General features: G+C 72.5%; 10 protein-coding genes and 1 tRNA gene. 6 read left to right on the top strand and 5 right to left on the bottom strand.

The annotated features are described in order from the left end of the window. Nucleotides 1-130 precede the first annotated feature (130 nt). Nucleotides 131-2563: a penicillin-binding protein gene (locus ACVCAH_RS00395; protein ID WP_447134005.1), complete on the top strand. Its 2433-nt coding sequence runs from the start codon at nucleotides 131-133 to the stop codon at nucleotides 2561-2563. 78 nt (nucleotides 2564-2641) lie between these two features. Here ACVCAH_RS00395 and ACVCAH_RS00390 read toward each other — a convergent pair whose 3' ends face one another. Beyond that, nucleotides 2642-3097 (bottom strand): GatB/YqeY domain-containing protein, encoded by a 456-nt coding sequence (locus ACVCAH_RS00390; protein WP_447134004.1) that lies wholly within the window; start codon nucleotides 3095-3097, stop codon nucleotides 2642-2644. A gap of 25 nt (nucleotides 3098-3122) precedes the next feature. Between ACVCAH_RS00390 and ACVCAH_RS00385 the strand changes: the two genes are divergently transcribed. Further along, a complete protein-coding gene (locus tag ACVCAH_RS00385) occupies nucleotides 3123-4016 on the top strand; it encodes a metallophosphoesterase (RefSeq protein WP_447134003.1) in 894 nt (297 codons plus the stop codon). Between the two features lie 212 nt (nucleotides 4017-4228). After that, nucleotides 4229-4305 (top strand) — tRNA-Pro (locus ACVCAH_RS00380). Nucleotides 4306-4713: 408 nt separating this feature from the next. Here ACVCAH_RS00380 and ACVCAH_RS00375 read toward each other — a convergent pair. Then, nucleotides 4714-7311 carry a right-handed parallel beta-helix repeat-containing protein gene (locus ACVCAH_RS00375; RefSeq protein WP_447134002.1) on the bottom strand — a complete coding sequence of 866 codons (2598 nt, stop codon included), beginning with the start codon at nucleotides 7309-7311 and terminating at the stop codon, nucleotides 4714-4716. 158 nt (nucleotides 7312-7469) lie between these two features. On the opposite strand from ACVCAH_RS00375, the gene ACVCAH_RS00370 reads away from it, so the two are divergent. Continuing rightward, complete coding sequence (locus ACVCAH_RS00370; RefSeq protein WP_447134001.1) at nucleotides 7470-8483, top strand: hypothetical protein; 1014 nt, start codon at nucleotides 7470-7472, stop codon at nucleotides 8481-8483. Nucleotides 8484-8621: 138 nt separating this feature from the next. On the opposite strand, the gene ACVCAH_RS00365 is transcribed toward ACVCAH_RS00370, so the two are convergent. Next, nucleotides 8622-9095 carry a hypothetical protein gene (locus ACVCAH_RS00365; protein WP_447134000.1) on the bottom strand — a complete coding sequence of 158 codons (474 nt, stop codon included), beginning with the start codon at nucleotides 9093-9095 and terminating at the stop codon, nucleotides 8622-8624. Between the two features lie 175 nt (nucleotides 9096-9270). On the opposite strand from ACVCAH_RS00365, the gene ACVCAH_RS00360 reads away from it, so the two are divergent. Next, nucleotides 9271-10554: an MFS transporter gene (locus ACVCAH_RS00360; protein ID WP_447133999.1), complete on the top strand. Its 1284-nt coding sequence runs from the start codon at nucleotides 9271-9273 to the stop codon at nucleotides 10552-10554. Nucleotides 10555-10663: 109 nt separating this feature from the next. Here ACVCAH_RS00360 and ACVCAH_RS00355 read toward each other — a convergent pair whose 3' ends face one another. Then, nucleotides 10664-12391, bottom strand: a complete 1728-nt coding sequence (locus ACVCAH_RS00355; protein ID WP_447133998.1) for a bifunctional metallophosphatase/5'-nucleotidase — start codon at nucleotides 12389-12391, stop codon at nucleotides 10664-10666. A 315-nt stretch (nucleotides 12392-12706) separates the two neighbouring features. Between ACVCAH_RS00355 and ACVCAH_RS00350 the strand changes: the two genes are divergently transcribed. Continuing rightward, a complete protein-coding gene (locus tag ACVCAH_RS00350) occupies nucleotides 12707-13507 on the top strand; it encodes an alpha/beta fold hydrolase (RefSeq protein ID WP_447133997.1) in 801 nt (266 codons plus the stop codon). Between the two features lie 342 nt (nucleotides 13508-13849). On the opposite strand, the gene ACVCAH_RS00345 is transcribed toward ACVCAH_RS00350, so the two are convergent. Continuing rightward, complete coding sequence (locus ACVCAH_RS00345) at nucleotides 13850-14629, bottom strand: phosphodiesterase (protein ID WP_447133996.1); 780 nt, start codon at nucleotides 14627-14629, stop codon at nucleotides 13850-13852. Nucleotides 14630-14633: the final 4 nt, after the last annotated feature.

Below are 14633 nucleotides of genomic sequence, written 5' to 3'. Positions count from 1 at the left end.
GCCGGGTTCACGCAACCACGCACCAGGGGTCGTGCGTTTAGCACAACGAGGTCGGCGCGCGCAGGAAATGGGGAAAGAATGCCCCAGCGCCCCTCGTTACCTGTTCGCGTACCCTGACGAGGTGACCTGGATGCGGAAACGTGACCACAATGTGCTGACCAACGCCGCATCGCTGCTGATCTGCGGCCTGTTGGCCGGCGTGGTCGTCGCGGCGGCGGCCTTCCCCGCGGTGGCGATGTCCGGGCTGGCCGCAAAGGCCGGCGCCGAGACCTTCGGCGCCCTGCCCAAGGAGCTGACGGTGGCCCGCGCGCCGCAGATCAGCTACCTCTACGCCTCGGACGGCAAGACCCCGCTGGCGACCATGTACGACGAGAACCGGCGCGACGTGAAGCTCGCCGACATCTCGCCGGTGATGCAGAAGGCCATCATCGCGGCCGAGGACCACGACTTCTACAAGCACAACGGCGTGGACATCAACGGCGTGGCCCGCGCCTTCGTCAACAACCAGAACTCCGGCGCCGACCGGCAGGGCGCCTCCACGCTGACCATGCAGTACGTCCGGCTGGCCATCGCGTACTCGGCCACCCACCCGGCCGACGTGGTCGCCGCGACCGAGGACACCAGCGCCCGCAAGCTGCGCGAGATGCGCTACGCCCTGCAGATCGACAAGGAGCTCTCCAAGGACGAGATCCTGGAGCGCTACCTCAACATCGCGGCGTTCGGCAACGGCGCGTACGGCGTCTACGCCGCCAGCCAGGTCTACTTCGGCAAGCCGCCGAAGAACCTGAAGATCGAGGAAGCGGCGATGCTGGCCGGCATGGTGAAGGCCCCCAGCTCGTTCGACCCGACCACCAAGAGCGGCCATCCGCTCGCCAAGGACCGGCGCGACTACGTCATCGAGAACATGTTCGAGATCGGCGCGATCACCCGCCAGGAGGCGGACGCCGCCAAGGCGACCGACCTGGTGGTGAAGGACAAGCGCACCCCGAACGGCTGCGTCGACACCACCGAGAAGGGCTGGGGCTTCTTCTGCGACTACCTCTACCGCTGGTGGATGCAGCAGGAGACGTTCGGCTCGACCTCGTACGACCGGGAGCGGCGACTCAAGAGCGGCGGCTACCAGATCACCACCACGCTCGACGTGCAGGCCCAGCGGGGCGCCGACAAGGCGGTCCGCAAGGCCAAGAGCGAGACCGCCAAGGAAGCGGCGATGGTCGCGGTCGTCGAGCCGGGCACCGGCCGGGTCCGCGCGCTGGCGGTGAACCGCACCTTCAAGCTGGACGACCCGAAGAAGCCCACGAACAAGGCGCACAGCAATCCGAAGCAGCGCAACAAGGGCAAGCGGGGTAACTACCCGAAAACGGTCAACCCGCTGCTGACCGGCGGTGACGGCATCACCGGCTACCAGGCCGGCTCGACCTTCAAGATCTTCACGATCGTGGCGGCGCTGGAGAAGGGCATCCCGCTCAGCTACACCATCAACGCGCCGCAGCAGTTCAAGTCGGAATACATCATCAGCAGCAGCAGTCCGGCCGCCTGCCCGGGCACCCACTTCTACTGCCCGACCAACTCAGGCAAGAAGGCCGGCGGCGTGCAGAACATGTGGAGCGCCTTCTCCGCCTCGATCAACACCTACTTCGTGCCGCTGCAGCAGCAGGTCGGCGCCGAGAACGTGGTCGACGTGGCCAAGCGGCTCGGCATCCAGTTCCGGCAGAGCGAGGACGCGAAGTTCGCCAGCAACAAGGAGGCCGCCCACCAGTGGGGCGCCTTCACGCTCGGCGTCTCGCAGACCACCCCGCTGGAACTGGCCAACGCGTACGCCACCCTCGCCGCGGACGGCAAGTACTGCGAGCCGATCCCGGTGCAGGAGATCCGCGACCCGGAGGGCAAGAAGCTGGACGTCGCGAACACGCGCTGCGAGAAGCGGGTCAGCACGGACGTGGCCCGGGCCGCGGTGGACGCCGCCCGTTGCCCGGTCGGTGACAACTCCTCGACCAGCAAGTGCGGTGGCAGCCGGACGGCCGCCAACGTGAAGGGCATCGTCGACGCGCCGGTGGCCGGCAAGTCCGGCACCACCGACTCGGAGAAGAGCGCCGCCCTGGTCGCGATGACCAAGCAGTACGCGGTGGCCGGCATCATGGCCGACCCGGACTGGCCGCAGACCAACGTCAAGATGGGGCACAACGTGCCCAACGGCATCAACCCGCCGGTCTACGAGACGTTGAAGGCGGCAATGAAGGGCAAGCCCCGGGTCAACTTCGAGCCCCCGGGCAAGAAGATCTCCGAGGGTGACCAGCGCCCCATCCCGAACGTGAAGTGCCAGTCGCTCGACACGGCGAAGAACCGGATCGAGGGGGCCGGCTTCGACGCGGTCGTCTCCGACATCAGGGTGGCGTCCAGCTGCCCGGCGGGGACCGCCGCCGGCACCAGCCCGGACGGCCGGACCATCAAGGGTGGCGTGGTCACCATCCAGATCAGCAGCGGCGGCGGAGGCGCCACGCCGGGCAGCACCGGCGGCCAGCCGACCAACCCGGGCCGTCCACCGGGCCGCCCCCGCGGCTGATCGCCGCCAGCACGCCGACGGGCGGGCGCCCTTGAGGGTGCCCGCCCGTTTCGCGTACGCCGGCAGATGCCGGCGGGGTCAGAGGCCGAGCTGCCGGCGTACCTCCGCGGCCACCCGGCCCCCCTCGGCCCGGCCGGCCACCGCGGCCTGGGCCGCCTTCATGGCCGGGCCCATTTGTGCCTTGCCGGTGAACCCGCCCGCGGCGAGCGCCCCCGCGACCAGCTCGGTCAGCTCGTCGTCGGAGAGCTGCTTCGGCAGGTACCGCTCCAGCACCTCGCCCTCGGCGGTCTCCTTCGCGGCCTGGTCGGTGCGGCCCGCGTCGGCGAAGGCGGTCGCGGCCTCGCGCCGCTTCTTCGCCTCCTTGGTCAGCACCGCGAGCACCTCGTCGTCGGTGAGGTCCCGCTTGGCCTTGCCGGCGACCTCGGCGGTGCCGACGGCCGCCAGGGCCATCCGCAGCGTGGAGGTGGTCAGCTCGTCGCGCGCCTTGAGAGCGGCGCGCATGTCGGCGGTGAGACGGTCCTTCAGCGTGCTCATGGACGGTCAAACTACCCTGAACGCCATGCGAAAGCGCACACTATTCCGGCTCGCGGCCGGAACCGCCGCGGTGGGCGGGGCCGCCCTGGCCTACGCGTCGCTCGTCGAGCGCAACATGTTCACCCTGCGGCGGTACGACGTGCCGGTGCTGCCGGCCGACGCCGAGCCGCTGCGCGTGCTGCACCTGTCGGACCTGCACATGATGCCCGACCAGGCGCGCAAGCAGCGCTGGGTGGCCTCGCTGGCCGCCCTCGACCCGGACCTCGTCGTGGTCACCGGGGACAACATGGCGCACCCCGGCGCCGTGCCGGGGGTGCTCCGGGCCCTCCAGCCGCTGCTCGACTACCCGGGCGCCTTCGTCTTCGGGTCCAACGACTACACCGGTCCGGTCTGGAAGAACCCGTTCACCTACTTCCTGCCCGACCGGGAGTACACCGAGGGCGCCGAGCTGCCGCACGAGGAACTGCGCGAGGTGCTGGCCGGCGCGGGCTGGGTGAACCTGAACAACGCCCGGACGACGATCAAGGCCGGCGGCCGGGTGGTCGAGCTGGCCGGCGTCGACGACCCGCACATCGAGCGGGACGACTACGCCGCGGTGGCCGGGGCGGTATCCCCCTCGGCCGACCTGTCGATCGCACTCACCCACTCCCCCGAGCCGAGGGTGCTCGACCAGATGGCCGCCGACGGGTTCGGGCTGCTGCTCGCCGGGCACACCCACGGCGGCCAGGTCTGCGTACCGGGCTTCGGCGCGCTGGTCACCAACTGCGGCCTGCCCCGGTCGATGGCCCGCGGCCTGCACCGCTGGCCCGGCTCGGACTCCTGGCTGCACGTCTCAGCGGGCCTCGGGACGCACCCCACCGCCCCGGTCCGGTTCGCCTGCCCACCCGAGGCCAGCATCCTCACCCTCATCCCCCGCTGACGTTGCGGGCGCCCGCGAACACGCTCAAGATCCGCCCGCGGGCACGCTCAAGATCCGCGCAGCTTCCGGGAAGTAGTGGCCTCCTCGGCTCAACGAGGGCACTACATCAGGGAAGTTGCGCGGATCTTGGCACCACCGAGGCCGGCCGCCGGGCGGCGGGGGTACCGAGTTTGACCATCGGAGCGGGTGGGCTACTATTTGTCGGCACGCCTCGGGGTGTGGCGCAGCTTGGTAGCGCGCTTCGTTCGGGACGAAGAGGTCGTCGGTTCGAATCCGGCCACCCCGACCAGAGGTAAGAGCAGGTCAAGGCCCCTCCGCAGAGGGGCCTTGATTCGTTTCCGGCGATCACCGGTCAGCCGGAGGCAGCGAGAAGGCAGCGAACGACGCCAGCACCCTGCGATCCCGGTCGCGGGTCGAGTGCGCCGTAGCGGCGCCTGGGCGGGGCATGCCGGGCGTTCGTCCGGGTACCTGCCGACCGTGACCTTCTCGATCGCCGCGCGGTGCCCGCGTACCGGTCAGCTAGGGGTGGGAGCCCTGACGGCCAGACCCATGTGGTGGCGGCAGCCTATTGGGACTTCGACGGCGTCGACAGCACCGCCCGGGCCGGCTCCGTGACCGAACGGCCGAACCGTGGTGGCCCCGGAAACGCCGGTGCCGGCGCCGCCCGCGGGGACGGCGCCGGCTCCGGCGGCGTGGGTCAGGACGTGCCGGCGATGAAGTGCCCCGCCTGGTCGACCACGAAATGCGTGCTGCCCGGGCTGTTGTTGAACAGCACCACCCGCCCGTAGCTGCCCACCCGGACGATGGCGTGGTTCGACGCCGTCTCCCCGGCCACGAAGTTGACGTTCGACGTGGCCTGCTGGTTGTCCCCATCCGGCTCGGCGGAGAGGACTCCCGCCGCGGTGGGCGCGGTGACCGTCAGGTTCGCCACGATCGCGGTCGGCTCCGGGGTGCTGCCGTCCCCACTCGGGTCGAGATAGGGCACCGGGAACGCGAGCGAGGTGAACGGCGCCTGCGGCGCGCCCCCGCCCGACCGGGTGTCCAGCACCCGCCGGGGGCCGTACGGGACGAAGACGTCGGTGGCCCCGGCGCCGTACCAACCGGCCAGGTCCGCCAGCACGTGCGTGGTGCCCGAGCTGACGTTCTGGATCACCAGCTTGCGGTTCACCACCGGCACCGTCACCAGGTTCGGGATGGTCTGTCCGGGCACGAAGTTCAGATTCGACGTCGCCGGCACCGCCTGGTTGTACGGGTAGACCTTGAGCACCCCGTACGCGGTCGGCTTCGTCACCGTGACGTTCAGGACGGCCGCGGTCGCGCCCGCCGGCACCCGCCCGGACAGGTCCAGGACCCGGTAGCCGTTGGCGGCGAACGGCGCACCCCCGTTGGCCCGGCTGTCCAGCACCCGTACCGGCGACATCGGCTTGAAGCCGTGGCCGACGCCCGAGTAGAAGCCCTGCAGGTCGGCGACCACGTGCACGGTGCCGCTGCTGCCGTTGCGGATTCGCAGGTTGCCGTTCGACATCGGCACGGTGACCAGGTTGGGCACCGTCTCGCCGGCGACGAAGTTCAGGTTCGACACGGTCGGCGGCGGGGTGCCGTCCGGGTAGACGGTGAGGAAGCCGCCGGCGGTCGGTTGGGTCACCGTCATGTTCAGCACGACGGCGGTGACGTCGGCCGCGGGGATGCCGTTCACGCTCATGATCGGCAGCACGATCTCGGAGTTCGGGCCGACCGGCACGGTGCTGCCGATGCCGATGGCAGCCCGGGTGTCCAGCAGCCGGGTCGGCGTCACGGCGGTGTAGTTGGCACCCACCACGGTGCACACCGGCGTCTGGGGGACGAAGTCGGACGGCACCCGGAAGTTGTCGAGTCTGACGTGGTGCAGCACGCAGGCCGCGCCGGCGCGGCGGAACCGCCGCTCGGTCGGGGTGATCGGGCCGACCCGGGCGAAACGCTCGTCGCCGAACCGCCGGGCGACCTTGCCCACCGGCCCGTCCGTCGCCCAGGCCGGCGTCGCCGCCAGCGGCACCACCACGTCCAGCGGGTTGCCGCCCACCTTGCGCCGGATCTCGTCGCCGGTGACGCTGACCTTGCCCTGCAACTCCACCGCGCCCCGGTCCTGGTAACTGCCGCCGGTACCCGTGTTGGCCACGGTCGGCGCGTCGGCGTGCGCGTTGTCGAGCAGGTCGGTGCGGGTGGCTCCGGTCGCCGTACCGTCGGCCGAGTCGACCGCCGGCGAGTCCGCGGTGAGCGGGAACCAACCCCGCTCGCTGCCGCGCTGCTCGGCGAGGAGCGCCGGAGCGGCGATGTCGTGGGCACCCTGACCGCTCGCCGCCCGGAACGAGTCGAGGCCCGTGTGGTCGGTGCCACCCCAGTGGTAGAGCGCGCCGCCGGCGGCGGGGTCGATCAGATTGTGGTCGGCGACCGTCTGCGGCGTGGACGCCGCGGAGACCGAGATCGCGGTGGCCCTGGCCGGGTCGGCGCACGCCGTGGGCTGCGGCACCGGACCGGCGCCGGTCCGGACGACGTTGTTCCGAAGCGCCACGCCCGGCGAGACGCCGGCGACCTCGATGCCCGACGTACAGTCGGTGACCACGGTGTTGCCGGTGACCACGGTGCCCGGGGCGTCGGTGACGGCGATCCCGCTGTTGCGGAACGTGCTGGCGGTGACCACCGCGCCCGTCACGCCGGCCTCGATCGCCACCCCGCCGGTACCGGTGCCGGGGAACCAGCCGCGGCTGACCGTGACGTCAGTCGACGCGCCGGTCACCCGGACAGCGGGCTTGCCGTTCGTGTTGGTGGCGATGCCGTCCACGGTCACCCGGGCCGACCCGTCGACCAGGACCGGCACCGCGTCCGAGCGCCCGAGGACGGTGAACCCCTCGACCACCACGTCGTGCACGCCGGCGAGGGTGACGATGGTGCCGGTGACGGTGCTGCCGACGCGTACCAGGCCGAGGGCGTTGTTGACCGCGCGCAGGGTGATCGGCGCCGACTCGGTACCGGAGCGGGTCAAAGTCACCTTCTCCGGGTAGCTGCCCGGCTGCACCAGCACGGTCTGACCGGGCTCCACCACGGCCAGTGCGGCGGCGATGGTGCAGAACGGCGAGTCGGCACTGCCGTTGCCCCCGGGTACGCAGGTCTTCTTGTTGACGTACAACTCGGAGCCCGGTGCCGCGGCCTGCGCCGCGGCGGGCTGGGCCGCCGCGACCGCGGGCGCCGCCGGCCCGACCAGGCCGGCACCCCCGATCAGCGGTACCACCGCGAGTTGGGCCCACCTTGGTGTTCTCATCAAACGCCCCCGTGACGCATCGATGGTGTGTGCGGCGGCAGCTTACCCCGACGGGTACCGATACCTGGGCCCGCCGACCGGCCGATGTGGCCGGTCCATCCTGTCGATCCCAAGTGGCGGGGCGGCGGCCGGAACGGCCGGTGCCTATGCTCTGCGCCGTGTCCACTCCGAGGATCGTCACCACGTTCGGCGTGCCGACGCTGAGCATCACCAGCCACTACCCGGACCTGCGCCCGCTGCGCCGGGCCGTCGTCCGCCGGGACTGGCCCGCCGTGGTCGACTTCTTCGCCGGGTTGCCGGCCGAGCACGACCCGTCGGTCGCCACCAACCTGGTGGCGAACCTCAAGGGCGCCGAGAAGATCCTGGAACCCGCCCTGCACGGCCCGCTGGCACCGGAACTGGCCGGAACGCTGCTCGGCGCCCGCTGGGTCACCATGGGCTGGGAGGCACGCGGCGGTCGGGCGGCCAAGTTCACCAGCGCCGAGCAGTTCGAGCAGTTCCACGCCTACCTGGGCCGTGCCGACGAGCTGCTCGGGCAGGTCACCGCCGACGAACCGGGCAACGTCTCGGCCTGGACCACCCGGGTGCGGATCGCCCGGGGGCTCAGCGTCGGGCTGGCCGAGGCGCGCCGGCGCTACGAGCAGGCGGCGAAGTCGCGGCCACACCCGTTCATCGCGCAGCTGGATCTCGCCCAGCAGCTCTGTCCGAAGTGGGGCGGCTCGTTCGCGCAGCTGCACGCGTTCGCCGCCGAGTGCGCGGCGCAGTCGCCACCGGGCGCGCTGAACGCGGCGGTGGTGGCGGAGGCGCACATCGAGCAGGCCCGCGCCGAGAAGTCGGCCACCGGATGGATGCGGCAGCCCTGGGTCCGGGCCGAGTTGAGCCGGGCCGTCGAGCGCTCGGTGGAGCACCCGGCCTACCGCCCGGTGCACGGCTGGGTACAGGCACACAGCACCTTCGCGTACGCGTGGACGTTGGCGGGGGACCGTCGCCGGGCCGCCCGGCACTTCGCGGCGCTGCGCAACAAGATGACCGACTACCCGTGGAAGTACTGGCTGGGCTCGGGGCGCACCTCGTACAAGGTGCGGCAGCTGGGGGCTTTCGTGAAGTCGGTCGGCCGGGGCGGCGAGCCGGCGAGCGACGACGACCTGGCCTCGACCCCGATCCTGCGGTGACCGCGACGCTCGGCCGGCCCGCCTACTGACCCGCCACGGTCACGGTCGGCCGGCCCGCTCGTAGCCGGCCAGCGATCCGCCCGACGCCGCCCGGGAACCCGCCACCTGGCCACGCCCGGCCCTCCCGCGCGACGGCGATCAGTCGTGCCGCTCGGTGCGCTCGATCTCGGCGAACGCGGCGGCCAGGTAGCCGTCGAGCGGGCGGCCGGTGATCGTCAGCAGGTCCGCGACGAGCAGCGGCGCGTGGCGGGCGACCGCCGCCGGGTCGGGCGGGTTGTCGTCGTCGCCCGGGTCGTACACGCCGAGCGCACCGGCGAGCAGCACCAGCATCACGTGCGGATCGACCTCCGGCCGCCAGCCGGCGGCCGATCGGACGCAGCGCTCCAGCACCTGCCGGACGTCGTCGCCGGCCAGCCCGTCCGGGTGGGTCTCCTCCAGCAGCAGCCGGACCACCGCACCGAGCACGAGGCCGGACCGCTCGGTCCCCGCCAGCCGCGCGGCGGACGTCTCGTACGCCTCCGGGTCGCGGGCCTGCGCGGCGGCGACGGCCTCGGCGGCCGCGACGGCGATCTCACGGGCGGACGCGGGCAGGTGTCGCCAGGTCACGGTCACCGGACCAGCATGGCAGAGCGCACCGACACGGCCGACGGTCCAGGGCGGGACCGTCTGGCGAGCGGTCGACGGCAACCTTGCCGCTGTGGCGTTGGTCACCTGGCCGGACGGACGCCCGCGCGGGCCGCGGTAAACGGTTCGCCACCTGTCACACCCGGCTAACAGAATCGCGGCCATGCTGCGTCGCGCCCTACCCCGCCGCCCGGAAGCCCGCCGGATCCTCGTCGGCACCCTGCTCTCGGCGATCGGGCGCGGCCTCACCCTGCCGTTCCTGTTCATCTACCTGACCGACGTGCGAGGGCTCACCGACGCCCGAGCCGGCCTGGTCATCGGCTGGTACGGCGCGGTGACCCTGGCGCTGTCGCCGATCGGCGGCACGTTGATCGACCGGTTCGGCGCCCGCCGGGTGGTGCTGCCCTGCCTGGTGGTCGAGGCGCTGGGCACCGGCTCGCTGGCGCTGGTCGACTCGACCGCCTCGGCCTTCCTGGTGATGACGGTGATCGCCATCGGCAGCTCCGCCATCTGGTCCGGGCAGAACACCATCCTCGCCTCGCTCACCGACGACGGCGAGCGTCAGCGGGTCTTCGGGCTCAACTTCGCCCTGCTCAACCTCGGTATCGGCATGGGCGGCCTGACCTCCGGCGCGATCGTCGACACCGGTCGCCCGGTCACCTTCCAGCTGATCTACCTGCTGGACGCGGTGACCTACCTGATGCCCGCGCTGATCCTGCTGACCCTGCCGGGCGTCGGGCACCGGCTCGCCGGCCGGACGGCCGGGGACAAGCCGTCGACCGGTGGCTACCTGACCGTGCTCCGCGACCGCCCGTTCCGCCGCCTGGTGATCTTCGGGCTGGTCCTCACCACCTGCGGGTACGCCCAGATCGAGGTCGGCTTCGCCGCGTACGCCGTCCGGGTGGTCGAGGTGAGCCCCCGGGTGGTGGCGTGGGCGCTGGCCGGCAACACGGTGATGATCGTGCTCGCCCAGCTCGTGATGCTCCGCCGGCTGGAGGGGCGCAGCCGCACCGGCGCGCTGGCCGTGGTCGGCGCGGTCTTCGCGGCCGCCTGGCTGGTCCTCGGCGCCGCCGGGGTCGTCGGTACGGGCAACGCGCTGCTCGCGGCGCTCGGCGTGGTGGCCTGTTCGGCGATCTTCGGCTTCGGCGAGACCATGCTCTCGCCGGTGATGCCCGCGTTGACCAACGCGCTGGCCACCGACGAGCTGCGCGGCCGGTACAACGCGATGAGCTCGATGATCTTCGGCATCAGCGGGGTGATCGGCCCGGTGACCGCCGGACCGTTGATCGGCGCGGCCGACGGCCGGATCTGGGTCGCCACCGTGGTCGGCGGCTGCCTGGTCGCCTCGCTGGTCGCGCTCTCCCTGCGCCGGCTGCTCACCCCGGCCCAGGACGGCCGCCTGCCGGCCGTCCCGTCCGCGCCCGAGCCGGCGCCCGCCCCCGCCTAACCCCACCCGGCCACCCGGGCGGCGCGCCGGGCCCCCGGCGCGGCTTGCGGCAATGCGTCGGGCCCCGGAGCGGGATGCTCCGGGGCCCGACCTGCGTGGGGCGCTGCCGTCAGGCGGCGGCGACCTCGGCGGTGGTGCGGATGCGGTCCAGCGTCGGGGCCGAGACCGGGGACTCCGCGGTCAGGTAGGCCACGAAGGCGTCCAGGTCGATCATGCCGGTGACCAGGTTCTTGCCGCCGGTGAGGACGCTGAACCCGTCACCGCCGCCGGCCAGGAAGTTGTTCACCGTGACCCGGTAGGTGGCGGCGGTGTCGACCGCCACCCCGCCGAAGCTCAGGCTGCCCCGGACCACCCGGGTGCCGGCGCACGGGTCCGCCGTGGTGCCGGACGTGCCGTTCGGGTCGACGACGTAGCGCACGGTCGACGACGGGTAGAGCACCGGGCCGGCGACGAACTGCTGCTCCAGCAGGCAGTACAGCTGCGCGCCGGTGAGGTCGAGGGTCACCAGGTTGTTGGCGAACGGCTGCACCGTGAACGCCTCCTCGTAGGTGACCGGGCCTGCGTCCAGGTCGGCGCGGACGCCGCCCGGGTTCATGAACGCGGCGACCGCGCCCTGCTCGTCGTCGGTGGCCGCGAGCTGCGCGTCCGCGATCAGGTTGCCCAGCGCAGACTCACCGCAGCTGCCGCGAACGTCCCGGCTGCAGGTGGCGAGCAGGTTCTCCTGGGTCTTGGTGATTGCCGTGCTGGTCTGGCCGACCACGCGGCCGGCGACCGGGCCGAGGACCGTCTTGTAGCGGTTGATCAGCTCGGTCTGGTCCGGGTCCTTGGCGACGTCCCGGGTGACCACGACGTTCTCGGCGGTGGCGGTGAGCACGTCACCGGTCTGCCGGTTGATCTTCAGGTCGATGTCGGTGACCAGGCGGCCGAACGAGCTGGCGCTGGTGACCAGCTTGTTGTTGATGTTGCAGTTGTACGCCTGGTGGGTGTGCCCGCTGACCACCACGTCGATCGACGGGTCCATCCGGTTGGTGATGTCGACGATCGGCCCGGTCATCCCGACGCAGTCGTTGATGCCGCCGGTGGCGGCCTGACTGCCGCCCTCGTGCAGCAGCACGACGATGGTCTCGACGCCCTGGGCGCGCAGCTCGGCGGCGTACCGGTTGGCGGTGTCCGCCTCGTCGGAGAAGGTCAGACCGGCGACGCCCTGCTGGCTGACGATCTGCGGGGTGCCCTCCAGCGTCATGCCGATGAAGCCGATCCGTACGCCGTCCACCTTGTGGATGGCGTACGGGGCGAGCAGCGGCTCGCCGGTGGCGGTCTTGAAGGCGTTCGCCGACAGGTACTGGAAGCCGGCGCCCTCGTACGGGGTGCCGTCGGCGCAGCCGTCGACCGGGTGGCAGCCGCCGTTCTGGATGCGCAGCAGTTCGTCGGCGCCCTCGTCGAACTCGTGGTTGCCGACGCTGGCGTAGTCGAGCCCGGCCATCGACAGCGCCTCGATGGTCGGCTCGTCGTGGAACGCGGCGGAGAGCAGCGGGGACGCGCCGATCAGGTCACCGGCGGCGACCGTGATGGTGTTCTTCTTCTCGACCGTCTCGCGCAGCTCGGCCAGGTGGGTGGCGAGGTACTCGACGCCGCCCGCCGGCTGGCCAGCGATGGAGCCGCTGGAGCCGGTCGGCGGTTCGAGGTTGCCGTGGAAGTCGTTGAGGGCGAGCAGGGTGACGTCGACCGGCTTCGGTTCGGCGTCCGCCTGGTCGGGGGTCGTGGCGACCGCGCCGAACGCGGTCACGGCGAGCGCGGTCAGGCCGATGGCGGCCCGACGCATCCCGGGGATGGACATGGAACTCCTCATGGGATTTCCGGCGCGGCGGGCGCCCGGTCGGTGGTTCGCGCCGGGCTCCGGCCCCGCCGTCGGCAGGGTTCGATCGCGGGTGGCAGCGGTGGGGGCCGCCGCCCCGCCGGGGGACAGCCTCTCATCCGCGCCCCGAACGGTCGACCTGGACAGCACAGCAGAGCTGGGAACATCGCCGGTGACCGGGACCGGACGAAGGGACGATTCCGACATGGCCGGCAGGTGACGGCCGACCGTCCCCCGTTGTCGGTGGGTTGGTCTAGAAAGGAGAAACCAGACGGCGTGCGAGCAGAGGATGATCGGATGAGCGGGACCAGCCCGGCGGTGGAAACGGTGCGGTCGGCCGACGGCACCCCGATTGCGTACGAACGGTCGGGCGACGGTCCACCGATCATCCTGACCGGCGGCGCCTTCAACGACCGGTCGACCACCCGCGCGCTGGCCGAGGCGCTGGCGTCGTCCGGTTTCACCGCCGTCAGCTACGACCGGCGTGGCCGCGGCGCGAGTGGCGATACCCCGCCCTACGAGGTGCGCCGGGAGGTCGAGGACGTCGCGGCACTGATCGAGGCGGCCGGCGGCAAGGCACACCTCTACGGGCTCTCCTCGGGCGCCATCCTCGCCGCGTACGCCACGTCGCACGGGCTGCCGGTGACCGGGCTGGTCATGTTCGAGCCGCCGTTCCAGGTCGGGCCGCACGCCGGCTCCCGGCCGGACATCTCGGCCCGCACGGCCGAGCTGATCGCGGCCGGTGACCGCGCCGGGGCGGTCGAGCACTTCCTGGTCACCGCCGTGGGCGTGCCCACCGAGGCGGTGGCCGGGATGCGCGGCGAGCCGATGTGGCCGTTCCTGGAGTCGATGGCGCACACCCTCCCGTACGACGGGCTGATCAGCGGCGACGGCGCCCTCCCGGTCGACCGGCTGGCCGGCATCGGTGTCCCGACGCTGCTGGTGGACAGCGCGGCCAGTCCACAGTGGCTGCGCGACGGTGCCCGGGCCGCGGCGGAGGCGATCCCCGGCGCCCGGCACGTCAGCCTGCCGGGTGGCTTCCACGAGGTGCCGGCCGACACGCTGGCCGCCGAGATGCGCCGCTTCCTGCTCGGCTGACCGTAGCGGCGGGCATGGTGGGCCCGCACGCGACGTACCCGACCAGTTCCGGAGGGCGGTTACCGACCACGCCGGGCGACGGGCGCCCCCGGCCGCCGCGCTCGCCCCGGTGAGCCGGGCCGGCGCCGAGGTCGCCCGGCCCGGCTGGATGACGGGCAGGTCCGCGACCTGCGGGAGTCGGCGGCGGCCCGGAAGCGGCTGGACGATCATCGCAACCCGACCGACGGCAGCGCGGGCAGCGGCAGCGGCGGCGTTGGCGGCTGGGCCTGAGCATCCGGCGCCCACCGCCGCCGCGCCCGGCCGATGGGGCGACGTGCCGGGCTGCCGCTGCCCGCCCGAACGTCAGAAGGTGCAGGTCAGGCCGGCGGCGTGGCTGACCTCGACGGTGTGCGTCACGCAGCCGCCGCCGGTCACCATGTGCAGCAGGAAGCTGGTCGGCTCGGCGACCCAGCCGATCGGCTCGTCCGGGCTCATGGTGAGTGACGCCTGCCGCCAGGTGCTGGGCGCGGTGGTGAGCACGGTGCCGGCGAAGGCCGACGTGACCGGCCGGTGCAGGTGGCCGGTGAGGACCCGGACCACGTGCGGGTGCCGGCCGATCACCTCGGCGAGCGCGTCACCGTCGGCGAGCCGGACGGCGTCGGCGGCGGGGAGGCCGACGTCGATCGGCGGGTGGTGCAGGCAGACCAGGGCGGGCGCCTCGGGCCGGCCGGCGAGCACCCCGTCCAGCCAGCCGAGCTGCTCCTCGCCCAGCCGCCCACCGCCCGACCCGGGCACCAGCGAGTCCAGCACCACGATCGTGACGTCCGGGTGGTCGACGTGGTAGTAGGCGGAGAAGCCGCCGCCCAGCCAGGGCGTACCGCCGAAGGTGTCGAGCAGCGACTCCCGGTCGTCGTGGTTGCCGGCCACCAGGTGCACCGGCAGCGGGAACCGGCCGATCACCTCGCGCAGCGTGACGTACTCGTCGGTGCGACCGTGGTCGACGAGGTCGCCGGTGATGACCACGCAGTCCGGCCGGGGGCGCAGCGCCAGCACCCGGCCCAGGGCGCGGTGCAGCCCGGCCGCCGGCTCGGCGCCGAGCACGCCGGCGGTCAGGTGCGGATCACTGAGCTGGGCGATGAGCATCGTG

This window comes from Micromonospora sp. LZ34, assembly GCF_052981855.1.
Note: the sequence above shows the minus strand (reverse complement) of the source record. Positions and strands in the feature narration are given on the sequence as shown.

What these genes read in the sequence shown, in the direction of transcription:
- ACVCAH_RS00395 (WP_447134005.1), top strand. Translation starts at nt 131, where the DNA reads ATGCGGAAACGTGACCACAATGTGCTGACCAACGCCGCATCGCTGCTG.
- ACVCAH_RS00390 (WP_447134004.1), bottom strand. Translation starts at nt 3,097, where the DNA reads ATGAGCACGCTGAAGGACCGTCTCACCGCCGACATGCGCGCCGCTCTC.
- ACVCAH_RS00345 (WP_447133996.1), bottom strand. Translation starts at nt 14,629, where the DNA reads ATGCTCATCGCCCAGCTCAGTGATCCGCACCTGACCGCCGGCGTGCTC.
- ACVCAH_RS00350 (WP_447133997.1), top strand. Translation starts at nt 12,707, where the DNA reads ATGAGCGGGACCAGCCCGGCGGTGGAAACGGTGCGGTCGGCCGACGGC.
- ACVCAH_RS00355 (WP_447133998.1), bottom strand. Translation starts at nt 12,391, where the DNA reads ATGTCCATCCCCGGGATGCGTCGGGCCGCCATCGGCCTGACCGCGCTC.
- ACVCAH_RS00385 (WP_447134003.1), top strand. Translation starts at nt 3,123, where the DNA reads ATGCGAAAGCGCACACTATTCCGGCTCGCGGCCGGAACCGCCGCGGTG.
- ACVCAH_RS00360 (WP_447133999.1), top strand. Translation starts at nt 9,271, where the DNA reads ATGCTGCGTCGCGCCCTACCCCGCCGCCCGGAAGCCCGCCGGATCCTC.
- ACVCAH_RS00375 (WP_447134002.1), bottom strand. Translation starts at nt 7,311, where the DNA reads ATGAGAACACCAAGGTGGGCCCAACTCGCGGTGGTACCGCTGATCGGG.